The 16,514-nt window shown below is 72.8% G+C and carries 18 protein-coding genes; 11 read left to right on the forward strand and 7 right to left on the reverse strand.

What is annotated here, in order from left to right:
- Window positions 1-3: 3 nt before the first annotated feature.
- The 3 genes from ispD to ABZ780_RS18480 are packed head-to-tail and all read left to right on the forward strand — an operon-like array spanning window position 4 to window position 2,240.
- Entirely contained in the window at window positions 4-699 is a 696-nt protein-coding gene (ispD, locus tag ABZ780_RS18470; protein WP_357009965.1) for a 2-C-methyl-D-erythritol 4-phosphate cytidylyltransferase, read from the forward strand.
- Window positions 700-715: 16 nt separating this feature from the next.
- The gene (gene ispF, locus ABZ780_RS18475; RefSeq protein ID WP_357009968.1) at window positions 716-1,198 is read left to right on the forward strand and encodes a 2-C-methyl-D-erythritol 2,4-cyclodiphosphate synthase; all 483 of its coding nucleotides are present in this window, start codon (window positions 716-718) and stop codon (window positions 1,196-1,198) included.
- 10 nt (window positions 1,199-1,208) lie between these two features.
- Window positions 1,209-2,240 carry a tetratricopeptide repeat protein gene (locus ABZ780_RS18480; protein ID WP_357009971.1) on the forward strand — a complete coding sequence of 344 codons (1,032 nt, stop codon included), beginning with the start codon at window positions 1,209-1,211 and terminating at the stop codon, window positions 2,238-2,240.
- Window position 2,241: 1 nt separating this feature from the next.
- On the opposite strand, the gene ABZ780_RS18485 is transcribed toward ABZ780_RS18480, so the two are convergent.
- Entirely contained in the window at window positions 2,242-3,408 is a 1,167-nt protein-coding gene (locus tag ABZ780_RS18485; RefSeq protein ID WP_357009974.1) for a homogentisate 1,2-dioxygenase domain-containing protein, read from the reverse strand.
- Between the two features lie 94 nt (window positions 3,409-3,502).
- On the opposite strand from ABZ780_RS18485, the gene ABZ780_RS18490 reads away from it, so the two are divergent.
- From ABZ780_RS18490 to ABZ780_RS18515, 6 genes are all read left to right on the forward strand, one after another.
- On the forward strand, window positions 3,503-4,372 hold the full coding sequence (locus ABZ780_RS18490) for a hypothetical protein (protein WP_357009978.1): 870 nt from the start codon (window positions 3,503-3,505) through the stop codon (window positions 4,370-4,372).
- Entirely contained in the window at window positions 4,369-5,565 is a 1,197-nt protein-coding gene (gene fahA, locus ABZ780_RS18495) for a fumarylacetoacetase (RefSeq protein WP_357009981.1), read from the forward strand. Before ABZ780_RS18490 ends, fahA begins: the two co-directional genes overlap by 4 nt.
- Window positions 5,566-5,778: 213 nt before the next feature.
- The gene (locus ABZ780_RS18500) at window positions 5,779-5,988 is read left to right on the forward strand and encodes a DUF397 domain-containing protein (RefSeq protein WP_357009984.1); all 210 of its coding nucleotides are present in this window, start codon (window positions 5,779-5,781) and stop codon (window positions 5,986-5,988) included.
- 140 nt (window positions 5,989-6,128) lie between these two features.
- The gene (locus ABZ780_RS18505; protein ID WP_357009987.1) at window positions 6,129-6,611 is read left to right on the forward strand and encodes an SRPBCC family protein; all 483 of its coding nucleotides are present in this window, start codon (window positions 6,129-6,131) and stop codon (window positions 6,609-6,611) included.
- A gap of 96 nt (window positions 6,612-6,707) precedes the next feature.
- Window positions 6,708-7,964, forward strand: a complete 1,257-nt coding sequence (locus ABZ780_RS18510) for a PQQ-binding-like beta-propeller repeat protein (protein ID WP_357009990.1) — start codon at window positions 6,708-6,710, stop codon at window positions 7,962-7,964.
- Window positions 7,965-8,051: 87 nt separating this feature from the next.
- Window positions 8,052-8,399, forward strand: coding sequence for an LPXTG cell wall anchor domain-containing protein (locus ABZ780_RS18515; RefSeq protein WP_357009993.1), 348 nt, complete (start codon window positions 8,052-8,054; stop codon window positions 8,397-8,399).
- A 31-nt stretch (window positions 8,400-8,430) separates the two neighbouring features.
- Here the strand turns inward: ABZ780_RS18515 and ABZ780_RS18520 are convergent, their stop codons facing one another.
- The 6 genes from ABZ780_RS18520 to hppD all read right to left on the reverse strand — a co-directional run bounded on the left by ABZ780_RS18520 (window position 8,431) and on the right by hppD (window position 14,269).
- Window positions 8,431-9,354 (reverse strand): hypothetical protein, encoded by a 924-nt coding sequence (locus tag ABZ780_RS18520; protein ID WP_357009996.1) that lies wholly within the window; start codon window positions 9,352-9,354, stop codon window positions 8,431-8,433.
- A gap of 127 nt (window positions 9,355-9,481) precedes the next feature.
- Window positions 9,482-10,036 (reverse strand): hypothetical protein, encoded by a 555-nt coding sequence (locus tag ABZ780_RS18525; protein WP_357009998.1) that lies wholly within the window; start codon window positions 10,034-10,036, stop codon window positions 9,482-9,484.
- A 129-nt stretch (window positions 10,037-10,165) separates the two neighbouring features.
- The gene (gene hisC / locus ABZ780_RS18530; RefSeq protein ID WP_357010001.1) at window positions 10,166-11,269 is read right to left on the reverse strand and encodes a histidinol-phosphate transaminase; all 1,104 of its coding nucleotides are present in this window, start codon (window positions 11,267-11,269) and stop codon (window positions 10,166-10,168) included.
- Window positions 11,266-12,339 carry an RDD family protein gene (locus tag ABZ780_RS18535; RefSeq protein ID WP_357010004.1) on the reverse strand — a complete coding sequence of 358 codons (1,074 nt, stop codon included), beginning with the start codon at window positions 12,337-12,339 and terminating at the stop codon, window positions 11,266-11,268. Before ABZ780_RS18535 ends, hisC begins: the two co-directional genes overlap by 4 nt.
- Entirely contained in the window at window positions 12,336-13,052 is a 717-nt protein-coding gene (locus ABZ780_RS18540; RefSeq protein ID WP_357010007.1) for an RDD family protein, read from the reverse strand. The genes ABZ780_RS18535 and ABZ780_RS18540 overlap by 4 nt, the downstream gene beginning before the upstream one ends.
- Before the next feature lie 11 nt (window positions 13,053-13,063).
- Window positions 13,064-14,269 carry a 4-hydroxyphenylpyruvate dioxygenase gene (gene hppD, locus ABZ780_RS18545; RefSeq protein WP_357010009.1) on the reverse strand — a complete coding sequence of 402 codons (1,206 nt, stop codon included), beginning with the start codon at window positions 14,267-14,269 and terminating at the stop codon, window positions 13,064-13,066.
- Window positions 14,270-14,408: 139 nt separating this feature from the next.
- Between hppD and ABZ780_RS18550 the strand changes: the two genes are divergently transcribed.
- Window positions 14,409-14,906 carry an Lrp/AsnC family transcriptional regulator gene (locus ABZ780_RS18550; RefSeq protein WP_357010012.1) on the forward strand — a complete coding sequence of 166 codons (498 nt, stop codon included), beginning with the start codon at window positions 14,409-14,411 and terminating at the stop codon, window positions 14,904-14,906.
- A 96-nt stretch (window positions 14,907-15,002) separates the two neighbouring features.
- The gene (locus tag ABZ780_RS18555) at window positions 15,003-16,460 is read left to right on the forward strand and encodes a PQQ-binding-like beta-propeller repeat protein (RefSeq protein ID WP_357010015.1); all 1,458 of its coding nucleotides are present in this window, start codon (window positions 15,003-15,005) and stop codon (window positions 16,458-16,460) included.
- Window positions 16,461-16,514 lie beyond the last annotated feature (54 nt).

The following is a 16,514-nucleotide window of genomic DNA, read 5'->3' on the forward strand; positions in this document are numbered from 1 at the left end:
GACGTGACCGCGCAGCTCAATCCGCGCGGTGACGTCGCGGTCCTCGTGCCTGCGGCGGGTGCCGGCGTACGGCTCGGCCCCGGCCGACCCAAGGCGCTGCGCCTGCTCGCCGGCGAACCGTTGTTGGTGCACGCCGTGCGTCGGCTGGCCGCCGCCGTCTCGGTGCACACGATCGTGGTGGCCGCGCCGTCGGCCGAGGTGGCGGCCGTCCGTGAACTGCTGGCCCCGGTGGCGCCGGTGATCGTGGTGCCGGGTGGCGCGGAGCGGCAGGCGTCGGTGGCCGCCGCGTTGGCGGCCGTGCCCGCCGGCCCGACGATCGTCCTGGTGCACGACGCCGCCCGCGCGTTGACCCCACCGGAGTTGGTCGAGTCCGTCGCGGCGGCCGTCCGCGAAGGTCGGGACGCGGTGATCCCCGTCCTGCCGGTCGTCGACACGATCAAGGAGGTCGGTGCCGGCGAGGTGGTGCTCGGCACCGTCGACCGGTCCGCCCTACGTGCCGTGCAGACCCCGCAGGGCTTCCGCCGGGCCGTGCTGACCGCCGCGCACGCCGCCGCCGGCGACGCGCTCACCGACGACGCCGGGCTGGTCGAGAAGCAGGGCGTCACCGTGAGCTGCGTGCCCGGCTCGGAGTACGCCCTGAAGATCACCCGCCCGTTCGATCTGGCTCTCGCGGAGCATCTGCTCACTTCCGCTGGTTGACGCGTACCCTCGGTTCATGATCGTTCCTCGGGTAGCCATCGGGACCGACGTCCACGCCTTCGAGCCCGGCCGTCCCTGCTGGGTGGCTGGCCTGCTCTGGCCCGACCAGGACGGCCTCGCCGGGCACTCGGACGCGGACGTCGCCGCGCACGCCGCCTGCAACGCCCTGCTCTCCGCTGCCGGTCTCGGCGATCTCGGCTCCACCTTCGGGGTGGGCGAGCCGGAGTGGGAGGGCGCGTCAGGCGTTGCCCTGCTGACCGAGACCGCCCGCCGGGTGCGCACCGCCGGCCTGGAGATCGGCAACGTGTCCGTGCAGGTCATCGGCAATCGGCCCAAGATCGGCCGGCGTCGTGCGGAGGCCGAGCAGGTGCTCTCGGCGGCCGTCGGCGCCACGGTCACCCTCTCGGCCGCGACCACCGACGGGCTCGGTTTCACCGGCCGCGAGGAAGGGCTGACCGGCATCGCGGTGGCCCTGGTGTACGACGCGCCAGCCGCCTAGGCTCGCCGCGATGTCCAGCGAACCCACGCCTGACCGTTCCGCCGCCGACGGCTACCTCGACCGGGCTCAGCTCCTTGCCGAGCTCGGCCGCCACGACGAGGCTGCCACGGAGCTGACCTACGGGCTCGCGTTGAAGCCCGCGGATCCGGAGGCGCTCACCATGCTCGCCCGGGTGCACCTGGCAGCGGGCCGGCCGGCCGACGCGCTCACCGCTGCCGACGCGGCCGTGGCCGCCGCTCCGGAGGCGCTGCCGCCGTTGGTGGTCCGGGCCATGGCGCTGGCCGACCTGGAGCGCTACGGCGAGTCCGCCGCGACCGCCGACCGTCTGCTGGCGCTCGGCCCCGCCGACGCGTACGCCCAACGCAGCGCGGCGGCGATCCTGGCCGACTCACGCAACGGCCAGCCGGCGCTGAACGCGGCCTGGCGAGGGGTCGAGTTGGCGCCCCAGGAGCCGCAGGCGCATCTGGTGCTCGGCCTGGTCGCCGCCCGGCTGGAGCTGTTCGACCTGGCCGAGCGGGCCTACGGGGAGGCGCTGCGGCTCGACCCGCGCCTCGCCGACGTCGGGCAGGACGTGGGTGTCATCCGGCTGGAGCAGCGCCGCTGGTCGGTGGCGCTGGAGCACCTCGCCGAGGCGGCCACGATCAGCCCGAAGCGGATGGACTCGGGGCGGACCATCGCCTACGGGCTGCACCGCCTGGTGCTCTACGGCGCCGGCTGGTCGCTGGTGGCCGCGGTGGTGGTGGCGTTCGCGGCTGCCGCGAACGACGGGTTCTCCCGCGTCCTCGCGGTCCTCGCCGCGCTCACCGGCGGGATCGTGGTCTGGCAGCTCGCGGCCCGGCTGCCGGGGCTGACCCGGACCATCCTGCCCAGCCTCCTGCACTCGGACCGGGCGCTGGCCCTGGCGGTCTACGCGGTGGCCGCCGCGCCGGTGCTGCTGCTGGCGTACGCGGTGGTCGGCTCGCCGTGGCCGCTGGTGCTGGCCATCGCCACCACCACCATCGCCGAGTTCGCCATCTTCACCCGCACGGCCGTCCGCTCCTGAGTCAGGCGCGACGCGCCCACGTCCAGGCGTACCCCTCGTCCTCGCAGGTGCGGGCCGCGTCGCAGAGGTCCAGTGGGCGGAAGGTGTCGACCATGACGGCCAACTCGTCGAAGTATTCCGCGCCGATGGACCGCTCGGCGGCACCCGGCTGGGGGCCGTGGGTGAACCCGGACGGGTGCAGCGAGATCGAACCCTGCTCGATGCCGGAGCCGCGCCGGGCCTCGTAGTTGCCGCCGGTGTAGAAGAGCATCTCGTCGGAGTCGACGTTGTGGTGGTTGTACGGCACCGGGATCGACTGCGGGTGGTAGTCGACCTTGCGGGGCACGAATGAGCAGATGACGAAGTTGGGCCCCTGGAACGTCTGGTGCACCGGCGGTGGCTGGTGGATGCGGCCGGTGATCGGCTCGAAGTCGTGGATGGAGAACGCCCACGGGTAGAGGTGACCGTCCCAGCCGACCACGTCGAACGGGTGGTTCGCGTAGACGTGGCGGGTCCAACCGCGTCGGTGGCGGACCAGCACCTCGACCTCCTCGCCGTCGACGAGCAGCGGTGCGTCCGGGCCGCGGACGTCGCGCTCGCAGTACGGCGAGTGCTCCAGGAACTGGCCGCGCACGGAGAGGTAGCGCTTGGGCGGCCCGATGTGCCCGGACGCCTCGACGGTGAGCAGCCGCACGGGCTGGTCGCCGGTGGGCACCAGCCGGTGAATGGTCGAGGTGGGGATGATGACGTAGTCGCCCTCGATCGCCTCCAGCACACCGAACGGCGACTCGACCCGCAGCGTGCCCGCCTCGACGTAGAGGCAGTGGTCGCCGGTGGCGTCGCGGAACAGCGGTGAGGGCCGGTCGGCGAGGACGTACCCGATGCGGACGTCGTCGTTGGCGAGCAGGTACTGCCGGCCGAGGATCGGGTCGGCGCCACCGGCGTCGAGCTTGTGGGTGCGCAGGTGGCGGGGCTTGAGCGGCAGGTTCGGAGCCCGGGTGAACGCGGGCGGGGTGAACTCGTCGGCGGCCAGGATCGCGGTGGGCGCGTGCCGGTGGTAGAGCAGGGACGAGTCGGACGAGAAGCCCTCCTGACCCATCAGCTCCTCGGCGTAGAGGCTGCCGTCGGGCTGGCGGAACTGGGTGTGGCGCTTGCGCGGCACCTCGCCGACGCTGCGGTAGTACGGCATCTCGCCTCCCGATATATCCCGTTCACCGGCCGAAGGCGTCCGATAATCGGACGCTGTTGTCCGTTCCTCGTAGCGTCCCGTACATTCTTGTTCCGTGTCAACGCAGGTGCCCGCACTCCTCCACGGCCTGGTGGACGACGCCGCTGTCTTCCCTCCGGGCAGTGCCGCGCTGCACGACGCCCTGGCCGCCCACCGCCAGCACCGTGCCGCCTGGTACGCCGACCTGGTCGGCCCGCTGCTGATCCCCGCCTCGGACGTGGCCGCCGGTGAGCTGAGCGGTCTCATCGACCCCGGCGAGGGCCTGGTGGTCGGCGTGATCGGTGACACCGGGATCGGGAACCTGCCGTTCGCCCTGTCGTTTCTCGCCCCGGACGGTGTCACCGCGCGTCAGGTCGAGGTGGCGGTCGCCAAGCGCGGCGAGGACCCGCTGCCCGGCATCGCCGAGTTGCTGCGGCTGACCGACGCGCTACCGGGCGTGGAGGCCGTCTACGCCGAACTGCCGCTGACCTTCGGGCTGATGGGCGCGTTGGACGCCCTCGCCGCCGCCCGTGCCGACGGCCTGCCGATCGCGGCCAAGTTCCGCACCGGCGGACTGGCCGCCGAACTGTTCCCCACCCCGGCCGAACTGGCCGCGGTGATCTGCGCCTGCCGGGACCGTGGCCTGCCGTTCAAGCTCACCGCAGGGCTGCACCAGGCGGTCCGGCACCTCGATCCGGAGACCGGCTTCACCCACCACGGCTACGCCAACGTGCTGGCCGCGACGCTCGCCGCCGCCGGTGGTGAGAGCGTCGGCGCGGTCGCCGAACTGCTGGCCGTGCTCGACCCGCGCCCGCTGCTGGAGCGCGTCAACGCGTGGCGGGACGCGCCGCGTCCACTCTGGGTCGGCTTCGGCTCGTGCAGCATTCTGGAACCACTGACCGATCTGATCCAGCTGGGGCTGGTGAACGGGGGCTACGACGCATGACCTGGGTGACCGGCGTTGACGGTTCGCCGTACGGGGTGACGAACCTGCCGTACGGGGTGTTCCGGTCCGATGGGGGTCAGGCGCGGATCGGCGTACGGATCGGGTCATGGGTGCTCGACCTGGCCGGCGCGGAGGCCGCCGAGCTGGTGCTGGCCGCAGGCACGTTGGGCCGGCCCACCCTCAACGACTTCATGGCGCTCGGTCGTCCCCAGTGGACGTCGGTGCGGCAGCGGATCACCGAGCTGCTGACCGACCCGGCGCACCGGCCGGCGGTGGAGCCGCTGCTGGTGCCCCTGGCCGACGTGGAGTTGCTGCTCCCGATCGAGGTGGCGGACTACGTCGACTTCTACTCCTCCGAGCACCACGCCTCGAACGTCGGCCAGATCTTCCGCCCCGGTCAACCGCCGCTGCTGCCCAACTGGAAGCACCTGCCGATCGGCTACCACGGGCGGGCCGGCACGGTCGTCGTCTCCGGCACGCCGGTGATCCGGCCGACCGGTCAGCGCGCCTCTGCCGAGGGTCCGGTCACCGGCCCGTCGGTACGCCTCGACATCGAGGCCGAGGTCGGTTTCGTGGTCGGTGTGCCCAGCCCGCTGGGCGCGCGAGTCTCCGTCGACGACTTCGCCGACCACGTGTTCGGCGTGGTGCTGGTCAACGACTGGTCGGCCCGGGACATCCAGGCGTGGGAGTACCAGCCGCTCGGCCCGTTCCTCGGCAAGTCCTTCGCCACCTCGGTCTCGGCCTGGGTGACGCCGCTGGACGCGCTGGCCGACGCCTTCGTGCCGGCACCCGACCAGGACCCGCCGGTGGTCGACTACCTGCGCGATGTGCCGCACCTGGGTCTGGACCTCCGGCTCGCCGTCGAATGGAATGGCGAACGGGTCAGTGAGCCGCCGTTCGCCGGCATGTACTGGACGCCGGCCCAGCAGTTGGCGCACCTCACCGTCAACGGCGCGTCCCTGCGCACCGGCGACCTGTACGCCTCGGGCACCGTCTCCGGCCCCGACCGTTCGCAGGTCGGCTCGTTCCTGGAGCTGACCTGGGGTGGGGCGGAGCCGGCGAAGGTCGGCACCGAGAGCCGCACCTTCCTCGTCGACGGCGACACGGTGACCATCACGGCCACGGCCCCTGGCCCGGACGGCACCACCATCGCCCTCGGTGAGGTCACCGGAACGATCCGCCCGGCTCGCTGAGTCGGGCGCTTCCACCCGCCCTGGCGCGGGTCGGACACGCGGTCCGTCGGGCCGTCTCATCGGCGGGACTCGTGATCGCACCGGCTGTGCGATCACCAAGCCTGCTTACCCCGTTGGTTGACGCGGATCATGTTGCCCCGTCGACCGGCACGGTCGGGCCTTAGCCCGCCTGTCAGCGGTGGGGCAATCCCATCGCACACGGAGGTAATCACGATGCACGATCTTGCGGGAGCGATCTGGCGGACCAGCAGCCGCTCGAACGACCAGGGGCTCTGCGTGGAGGTGGCGGACAACCTGGTCGACGTCCTCGGCGTTGTCGGGGTCCGCGACTCCAAGGACCAGGCCGGTCCCACACTGACCGTCAGCCCGCCGGGGTGGACGGCGTTCATCGGCGCCATCCGGGGCGGTCGTTTCGAACGCTGACCGGCGCGCCGGCACCGGTCGACGACCGGTGCCAAGCGACTGCCGAAACGGACAGCGTGGCCTCCGGGTGGTGGAAATTCCGTCCCGGGGGCCTCGTCCGGCCCTCACCGCGCGTACCGTCGACGACACGGGAGGGTGGCATGTCGACGGTGACGGTTTCCGGGCTCATCGATGCACACGCTGTCGATGTCTGGCGTCTGCTGACCGACCTGCCCGGCCGGGCGGCGCGGCCGACGGCTGTCGGCCCGGTCGAGCTGCTCACCCCGGGCCCGTTCGGGCCGGGCACCGCCTGGCGTGAGGAGCGCGTCCAGCCGGGCGGTGGCACGCTCACCGAGGAGTTCCTGGTGGTGGAGGCCCTCGCCCCGCAGCGACTGGTGCTGTGTTCCTCCGGTGCCGGCGCGGAATACCGGATCACCTGGAGCCTGCGACAGGTCCGCCGTCGCGGCCGGGCTCGCACGGCGATCACCATCACTCAGGAGGCGGTGCCGACCGACCCGTACGGTCGCGTGGTGGCGCTGCTGCTCGGCGGGCTCGCCGCCAGGGCGGTCGAGGTGGCGCTCCGGCGTGATCTCGCCGACCTGGCCGTGGCGGCGGGTGTGGCCGGCTCGGTCGAAGCGGCCTGACCGGCGCCCAGCCCGCACTAAGTGCGACAGTGGCCGACGCGACCTGACCGGGGTCTGACCAGTTCCGCTGGGTAGGGTGCCGGGCGGAGGTGCGGCATGGGGTTCCCGAGGGGCCGGCGACGGCTCGTGCTGGCGGTGGTGGCGTTGCTCGCCACGGCGGCCACCGCGATCATCGTGCACCGGGTGCTCGCGCCGGCCGAGGTGAGCACGGTGGCGACGGGTGACTACCCGGCCGCGGCCCAACCGCCCGTCGGTGTGGTCGGTCGGCTGCCGGTCGCCCCGCTGATCGTGGACGAGAGGCTGCGGGTGTACGCCGCACACCGCCAGGTCTATGCCGACCGTCCGGTCGACGGGCGGCACCGCACCACCCCCTACTGGTCGTACCGGCGTTGGCCGGCGGAGCTGACCGCGGTGGTGGCCAGCGGCAGCACGGTGATCAGCCGCTGGTCCGACGGTCAGGTGGTCGCGCTCGACGCGCCCACCGGCCGGGTGCGGTGGCGGGCCGAGGGTCCGGTGCCCGCCGAGAGCGCGGCGGTGGTCCGGCGGACCGGGGCCGCCATCGTCTGGGATCCTCGCGGGCTCTACCTCACCGACCTCGCGGACGGCCGGACGGTGCTGGTGGTCACCGGCGACACCGAGGCACGCGGGGTGGAGGTGGCCGGCGGCCGGGAGTTGTGGCGGGTCGACCTGCCCGGCGACTGCCGCCGTGACGTCGGCACCACGGCATCCGGGCAGTTGATCGGCCTGGACAGCTGCGCGGGGCCGGCCACTGTCGAGTTCCGGGACGCGGCGACGGGCGCGGTGGGTACGCGGTGGCGACCGCCGGGTGGCTCGGACGGATTGGTGGCGACTCCGCTGGGTTGCCGTACCGGCCACTCGGCGTGCTCCGGGCTGCGGACCGCCGGGCCCGGGGACGCGGGTGGTCGGGGCTGGCTGCTGGGCGAGGGCGAGCCGCTTCCCGCTCCGGCGCTGGACCCGGCCGGTGCCACGCTGGCCGGCGAGCAGGCCGTCGCCGTGGTCGACGGGGCGGCGGTGGGTCGCTCGGCGCGTGACGGCACCGAGCTGTGGCGGTCGCCGGGGCTCGGAACGGCGCGGGTGCTCGCGGTGCAGCCCGGCCGGGTGCACCTGCTGACCGAGGTGAACGACCTGGTGACGCTGGATCCGGCGACCGGCGCGCAGTTGTCCCGCTTCTCTCTCAATGTCGGGTCCGACGGAACGGGCTGGGCGCCCGGGGCGGTGTTAGCCGAGGACGGCTACGTCGCGGTGGAGCGGCTCCGGAAGCCGGTCGACCCGGAGGGTGACGACCAGCGCTACTACCTGACCGCCGAGGCCGTGATCCTGGCCGCCACCTGATCGCGGGGTTTCAGCACCTGGTCATACCCTTTGTCCAAAAAGGGTATGTTTCTCACGGTCCAGGTTTCCGTGGGAAGGGGTCGGCGCATGGGTCGGACGGCAGCCAACTACCTCGTGGGCAGCGCGCTCGCCGCCACCGCGAGCCTCACGCTGGCGGTTTCGCCGACGCTTACCGCAGACTTCGCTTCGGCGCGTGGGCTCAGCGCCGCGTGGGCCGAGCGGTCGACGGACGACGGCGTCACCTTCGAGATCGTGCCGGCGTCGCCGACCCCGACGCCACCCGCCCCCACGCCGACACCACCGACGCCCACGCCCAGCCACGGTGGTCAGCTGCCGGTCACCGGTTCCGGAGGGTCGGCGCTGCTGCTCGCCGGGCTGGGCGGGGCTCTGCTCCTTGTCGGCTGGCTCGCCGCCCGCCGGAGGCGGCCGGTCTGATGGCCTGCGCCGCCGCCGGTGGCGGCCGGCATCAGCGCCCGGCCGGGATCCGCTCCCGCGGCCTGCGGATGGGAGGCCGACCGGAATGGCGCGATCGGCGGGCCAGCACCCCGAGGCCGGTGATCAACAGCAGGCCCGCGACGGCTGCGCCCACGGCCCAGCCGGAGATCATCCGGGAGACGACGCTGCCCCGCTCTCCGACCTGACCCGCGTCGGGGAACTGGATCTGCGCGGTGACGCTGCGCTTCACCAACCCGCTCTCCAGGTTCACCTCCATCTTCCAGGGGCCGTTGGGCAACTCGGCGGGGAGTCGAGCGACGACCTGCCCGGAGCCACCGGGCGCAAGCGTGACGCCCTGCCCGACCGGGAAGGGACCGGCCCGGCTGCCGGCCGGCCCATCGCTCAGGGTGACCGTCCCGGTCAGGTCGAGGGCGCGACCGCCGGTGTTGGCGACCTGGACGGTCACCGACGGTTCACCCTCGGGGCTGCGAGCCGGGCGTAGCTCTCCGATCGAGAAGTCGGAGGCCGGTTCGCCGCCGGGGCCGATGTCGAGGTACATCCGGACGCCGACCCGATGGACCTGGGTGATCTCCCCGCCGGTCCGGGGCGCGGACGCGGTGGACGCCCAGAGCACCCCGTACCGCTCGCCGCGCGAGGCGGGTGGCGGCACCGTGATGGTCGCCTGGACCCGGGTCTCGCCCCACGGCTGCACCTCCACGGTCGGGTGGTCGAGGGTGATCCATGAGGTCAGCTCGTTTGTCGCGCGTCCCTCGCCGAAGCGGAACGCCGAACCCTCCAGGGTGGCCGCCGCCGGATAAACGTCGATGCGACGAGTTTCGCCGGTGCGATTGGCGATCAGCAGTTGCCGCTTGATGGTGGTGCCCGGCGGGAGGTGGTCGACGATGTAGCGCAGCGCCCGGGGATCGGTGCGGCGGTCGGTCGGGGCTTCCAGCAACCGGATCCCGATGCTGCCCTCGTCCGACCCCGTTCCCGGCTCGGCCGCGCCGGCCCGGGTCGACAGACCCGGACCGGCGAGGCAGAACAGGGCGAGCGCGACCGCGATGGTCGACCGCCCCCGGCGGCTACGCCACCGAATGTGTCACCGTGCCGGTGTACTCGCCCGCGATGCTGTCCAGCGGGACGTTGACCACCAGGGTGGGGTTCCAGCTGGCGGTGTTGCCGCCGGTCCCGCCAGCGTGGGTGAACGCGGTGAGCGGGGTGACGCTGTCCAGCGGCGCCGCGTCGCCGGCGGTGGGCTGACCCGGCGTGAAGGTGCCGGTGCCGGTGGTCGCCGTCGCCGCGCCGGACCAGTAGTCGATCTCCTCCGGGAGGACGGTCTCCGGCGGGGAGCCAGTGCCGGTCTGGAAGACCGACGCCGTCACCGACGCGACCCAGGACGCGTCGTCGGCGGCCCGGGAGTCGTCGACCGTCACGGTGCCGAGCTGGCCGGTGATGGTGCCACCGGGGGCACCAGTGCCCAGGTCGGCGGTGGCCGGCGCGACGACGTCGAGCGTGCCGGCGAGGACCTCGAAGGTGGTGTCCGTCGTGTCGTCGGGCGCGGCGGCGGCGGGCGTGGCGAGGAAGCCCACCATCGCGGCGGCAGCGGCCCCGGCGAGACAGATCTTGGCAGTACGCACTGTTCGTTACCCCGTTTTCTCGAAGTGAGCCGGCGTGCGTCCTCGGCACGCCGGCTTACTTCGGAAGGTAGGGCATAAACGACGCAGAACAGGACAAACAGCTCTTATGTCACAAGATGGTCAACTACTTCAGGTCAGTGCCGCCTCCGCAGCCGCCAGGAGGGCGTCGTTCTCGGCCGGCGTGCCGATGGTGACCCGGACGCCGTCACCGGGGAACGGTCGGACGATCACTCCGCGCGCCTCGCACGACTTGCCGAAGGCCACGGCCCGGTCGCCCAGCGGCAGCCAGACGAAGTTGGCCTGGCTGGTCGGCACGTCGGGCACGAACTTGCGCAGCGCCTCGGTGACCCGGTCCCGTTCGGCGATGACCAGCGCGCAGCGGCGCTCCATCTCCGCGACCTGGGTCAGCGCGGCGAGCGCCCCGGCCTGGGCGGCCGTGCTGGTGGAGAACGGGGTCGCCACCTTGCGGATCGCCGACGCCACCACCGGCTGGGCCACCAGCCAGCCGATCCGCAGACCGGCCAGCCCCCACGCCTTGGACAGCGTGCGCAGCACCGCCACGTTCGGCCGGTCCAGGTAGTCGAGCCCGTTCGGCACCTCGGGGTCGGTGACGAACTCCCGGTATGCCTCGTCGATGACCACCAGCACGTCGTCGGGCACCGCGTCGAGGAACCGGTCCAGCTCGGCCCGGCGTACCGCCGTGCCCGTGGGGTTGTTCGGGTTGCAGACCAGGATCATCCGGGTCCGGTCGGTCACCGCCGCCGCCATGGCCGCCAGGTCGTGCCCGTGCCCGGCGTCGTTGGGCACCCGCACGCTTGTCGCGCCGCTTGTCGCCGCGATGATCGGGTACGCCTCGAACGACCGCCATGAGTAGAGCACCTCGTCGCCGGGCAGGCAGGTGGCCCGGACCAGGTGCTCGGCGAGCGCCACCGACCCGCAGCCGGTGGCGATCCGGTCGGCGTCCACCCCGTACCGCTCGGCGAGCGCGTCGCGCAGCGCCACGACGCCCATGTCCGGGTAGCGGTGCGAGGCGGTGATCGCCTCGGTGACCGCCTCCACCACGCCCGGCAGCGGCCCGTACGGCACCTCGTTGCTGGCCAGCTTGATCGCCTCCGGCAGACCCAGCTCGCGCGCCAGGTCGGCCGGGCTGCGCCCGGGAACGTAGTTGGGCAGCGCGTCCAGGTCGGCGCGGGTCAGTCGCAGCGCCGGCTCGTGGCGTCCGGAGTCCGTCATGGGGTGTCTCCCGTGGGCTGGGGGTGGTCGTCAGTGGTGGTGGACTCGGTGGGGTCGGGGAGTTGGACGACCACCGTCTGTGCGCGCTTGTCGTGCAGCGCTCGGCGGAGCGGATGGTCGAAGAGCGGGGAGAGGGCGCCGACCAGTTGCAGCACCAGGCCGAGGCCGGCGCAGTACCAGAGCAGGGTGGGCAGGCCCATCGTGCTCCACCGGCTGAACGCCCGACCGAAGCCCAACGGCTGGTCGGCGGCGATCGGCACCGCGCGGATCCGCATGATCCGCTTGCCGAAGGTCTGCCCGTTGGTGGCCATCGAGGGCACCTCGTACGCCAGCCAGAGCGCCGCGGCGATCACCACGATCACCACCTGGAGGAGCCCGGCCTGCTCGCTGATCGGCGGCAGCCCCTCGGTGGAGGTGTTGCCCTCCATGCCGCGCCGGAAGGCCTCCCGCCAGTACGGCAGAAGCTCCTCCAGCCATCGCCAGACGAACCAGCCGTTGACCACCGCGTTCAGTGCGAACACGATGCCGAAGTCGATCAGCCGGGCGGTGAACCGGCGGCCGTAGCCGGCCAGCGGCAGCCCGTGCGGGCGCGGCTCGGGCGGCTGTCCGGGCCAGCCGGGCGGCGCGCCCGGCGGTGTCCAGCCCGGCGGACCGGCCTGCGGCGTCCAGCCGGGCGGCGCACCTGGCGGTGCCCAGCCCGACGGACCGGCCTGGGGCGTCCAGCCCGGGGCCTGACCTGTCTGCGGCGTCCAGCCGGGCGGCGCACCTGGCGGTGTCCAGCCGGGCGGACCGGCCTGGGGCGTCCAGCCCGGGGCCTGACCTGTCTGCGGGCCCTGCCCGGGGTGCGGTGCCGAACCGGAGTGCGGTGGCCAGCCCGGTGGGTTGGTCACCCCGTTGGCTGCGGCGGGTGCGGCCGGGGTGACCGGTACGGGCGGCGGCTCGGCCGGGGGCGGCCCGTCCGGCGGGGTGGCGTCGACGGGGATGGGCGCGCCGAGCCAACCCTCACCGTCCCAGTACCGCCGGGTTTCAGGGTCGGCCGGGTCGACGTACCAGCCTGGTTGCACACTCACGAGGCAACCTTAACGACGACCGTTCCGGCGAACTTGTCGTGGAGGCACTGCTGCCAGGGCTTGTCCCAGAGCTGCCAGAACCCGTCGGCGTAGCTCATGCCCGGAACCAGCGAGGACGCCAGGTACTGCACGAGCCACCGTCGGCCGGCCATCCGCCGGTCGAGCGTGCGGGTCGGGTCGAGCGGCACCACGCGCAGCTTCATGATCTTCTTGCCGAGCGTCTGGCCGCCGCGCTTGAGGTACTCCACGTGGTAGAGCCAGTAGAGACCGAGCAGCACGACGAACAGACCGAACTGGAGCAGCAGGATCGGCAGGAAGAAGCTGACGAAGAAGGTGCGCGGGTCGGGCTCCACGAGAGTGCCGTCCGGGTTGGTCTGGGTCATCTCGGTGAACATCCGCCACCAGAGGACCAGGAAGATCGGCATGAACAGCATCAGCGACACGACAGTCGCCAGCGCCGTGTCGATCATCCAGGCCAGCAGCCGGTCGCCGAAGCTGGCCAGTGGCTGCCCAGCCGGGCTCAGCGTCGGCGGCGGCGGGCCCACCGGGCGGGGTGGCCCGGCGTACCAGTGCGGCGGGGCGTACCCGGGCGGGGCGTACTGCGGCGGCACGGCGTACCCCTGGGGGATCTGTCCGGGCGGCGGCGGCGCGCCGCCGGCGGCGGGCGGGGGCCCACCGGCCGGCGGCGTCGGGTACGTCGGAGGCTGCGTCACGCTCGCAAGTGTTACAGGTTGCCGCGCGCTTCCTGCTCTCGCTCGATGGCCTGGAAGAGCGCCTTGAAGTTGCCCTTGCCGAAGCCGAGCGAGCCGTGCCGCTCGATCAGCTCGAAGAAGACCGTCGGGCGGTCCTGCACCGGCTTGGTGAAGATCTGGAGCAGGTAGCCGTCCTCGTCCCGGTCGACCAGGATCTTGCGGGCCTTCAGCTCCTCGATCGGCACCCGTACGTTGCCGATGCGGGCGCGCAGTTCCGGGTCCTCGTAGTACGAGTCCGGGGTGTCGAGGAACTCCACACCGGCGGCCCGCATCGCGTCGACGCTGGCCAGGATGTCGTTGGTGGCGACGGCGACGTGCTGGGCACCCGGGCCCTGGTAGAACTCCAGGTACTCGTCGATCTGCGACTTCTTGCGGGCGATCGCCGGCTCGTTGAGCGGGAACTTCACCTTGCGGGTGCCGTTCGCGACGACCTTGCTCATCAGCGCCGAGTAGTCGGTGGCGATGTCGTCGCCGATGAACTCCGCCATGTTGGAGAAGCCCATCACCCGCTTGTAGAACTCGACCCACTCGTCCATCCGGCCCAGCTCCACGTTGCCGACCACGTGGTCGACGGCCTGGAAGAACCGCTTCGGCTGGATGCCGGCGTCGATCATCGGCTGCCGGTCCACGATCGGGCCGCGGGCCACGAAGCCGGGCAGGAACGGGCCGGTGTAGCGGGACCGGTCGACGAGCGTGTGCCGGGTGTCGCCGTACGCGGCGATGGCGGCCATCCGGACGGTGCCGTGCTCGTCGCTCACCTCGTGCGGCTCGACGACGCCGGTGGCGCCCTGCGCGACGGCGTGCGCGTACGCGGCGTCGACGTCCGGCACCTCCAACGCGATGTCGCTGATGCCGTCGCTGTGCCGTGCCACGTGCTCGGCGCCGTCGGCGTCCGGGCGCACCGCGCCGGTCAGGACGAACCGGGCCGATCCGCTGGTCAGCACGTACTGGGCGTGGTCGCGGTAGCCCTGCTCGGGCCCGCGGTACGCCACGCAGGTCATGCCGAACGCCGTGGAGTAGTAGTGCGCGGCCTGCTTGGCGTTGCCGACCAGGAAGTGCAGGTGGTCGAGGCCCCGCACCGGGAACGGGTCGTGACTGATGTCGTGGTCGACTGCGCCGACGAGCCGGTCGACGTCGACGTCCTCGGTCGACTTGGGTCGGTCGATCGCCTGGGTCATGGTGGCCTCCCTCGCGTACCGGCCGGCCTCGTGGGCCGCCGTGGTGTCCTCTTGTGGCGAGGATCGCGGTGTCGACCCCGGCTGGGCAACTGTTGGTGGAAATGCTGGTCAGGTTGTGCATTCGGTATGGTCTGAACCCATGAACGGTGAGCAGGCTGTACAGCTCGACGCGCTCGATGTGCGGTTGGTCGAACTGCTCACCGAGGAGCCGCGGATCGGGGTGTTGGAGTGCTCCCGCCGCCTCGGCGTGGCCCGGGGCACCGTGCAGGCCCGGCTGGACAAGCTGGTCGACCGGGGCGTCATCGGTGGCTTCGGCCCGGAGATCTCACCGGCCGCGATCGGGTTCGGGGTGACCAGCTTCGTCACCCTGGAGATCAGTCAGCGGCACGGCCACGACCCGGTCACCGCCCACCTGGCCGCGATCCCCGAGGTGCTGGAGGCGCACACCATCACCGGCTCCAGCGACGTGCTCTGCCGGATCGTGGCCCGCTCCAACACCGACCTGCAACGGGTCATCGACTCGATCGTCTCCTCGGCCGGGATCACCCGAGCATCGACCATCATCGCGCTCGCCGAGCAGATCCCCTACCGCACCCTGCCGCTGGTGCGCAGCGCCGTCCGCGCCGACGCGAGGTGACCACCCGGCGGCTTTAACACCTCCGGGCCCAGAAAGCGCGGCGACACGGCGGCGCGGGCGTACGGAAGATCCGTGATCGTGGCTACGGTGTGCGGTGTGGCGAAGGGGAGCGTGCGCGGTGGGCTGCTGCTCGGCCTCGCCGTGGTCGTCGCCCTCGCCGCCACCGGGGTGTGGAACCCTTTTCCAGGCCTGTGGGACTGGGTGGACCGCAGCGAACCCATCTCCGATTCGGACATGGTCTGGCAGCAGCGGGTCGGCGGCACTCCGCGCAGCGTGACCATCGCCGGCGACGCCGTCGTGGTCGAGCAGCGCACCCGGGTCGAGGCCCGCAGCCTGGCCACCGGCGCCCAGCTCTGGGAGCGCAAGGCGGACTGGTCGGCGGTCGCCGGCGGTGACCGCGACCCGGTCGTCGCCGTGGGCAAGCTCCTGGTCAAGGGGTACGAGCTGCTCGACCCGACCACGGGGGCGACCCGGCGGCGCGACGACGACGCGGTCGCCGTGTGGACGTACCGCAATCTTCTGTTGGATGCCCGCTGCACGGACGCCACCGACTGCACCCTGAGCGCCTGGGACCCGCGCGGCACCAAGCCACTCTGGACGGCGTTCCTGCCCGGGGTGCACAGCGGCCTGCTCGCCGACAACCCGGGCCTGCGGGGCACCCGCCGGCTGACCGCCACCCGCATCGACGACGGGGTGGCCGGGCCGGAGCCGGTGCCACCGCTGCTCGGCTTCCCGGTCGACGGCCGCGTGCACGTCGTGGACACCGCCACCGGGCGGGTGCTGCAGAACGTCGAACCGGGTCGGGAGGAGCGGCTCTCCGTGGTGGGCGGCCGGATGTTGCGGATCGCCGCCCGCTCCCAGGACGGCACCTGCTACTACGCCATCTCCGCCCGGGACCCGGCGACCGGGCAGGAGGCGTGGCAGCGGGCCGGGGTCAACCTGCGGACCGCCGACACCGCCGGCTGCGTGCAGCGCGAGGACCCGCAGGGCGCCCGGAACGTCCTGATCGGGGTCGGCGCGGACGGCCGTGAGGCGGTCATCGACGGGTACGACGGGCGGCTGCTCTGGGTCGGCGAAGCGGCCACCAGGCTGATCGCGGTCGACGACCGGTACGCGGTGTTCCGGAGCGCCGACAAGCGTTCGGTGGTGTCCCGTGAGCTCGGCACCGACCGGGTCCTGTGGACCCGGCCCGCCAGCGCCAAGTCCGGTGCCGCGCTCACCCCGTACGCGGCGGTGCTCGGCGATGAGAAGCCGTCCCGGTTGGTCGCCGTGGACCCGCGCAGCGGCCGGGAACTGGCCATGCTGCGCACCTCCGCGAACGCCCTCGCGGTCGGATCGCAAGGCATGATCATCGGCGAGGGGCGGGAGATCGGGTACGTCCGCTTCGGGGCCACCGGGGGCACCGGGAGCACTCCGGCGTCGCCCGGCGACAGCGGAATCCCCGGTCCGGGTGGCACCGGCCCGGGTGGCACCGGCCCCGGGTCGGGCAACAACGGTGACTGCGGGCCGAAGGGGGAACTCTGCCCCGAGCCCGGCGGCGGCAAGGACGGCTGACGGGCTCGGCGGATGAGAGCGTCGTCCCAGCAGCAGCCCGGCGGGTGGGAATGA

The organism is Micromonospora sp. NPDC047467 (assembly GCF_040643095.1).
Classification (GTDB): Bacteria; Actinomycetota; Actinomycetes; order Mycobacteriales; family Micromonosporaceae; genus Micromonospora.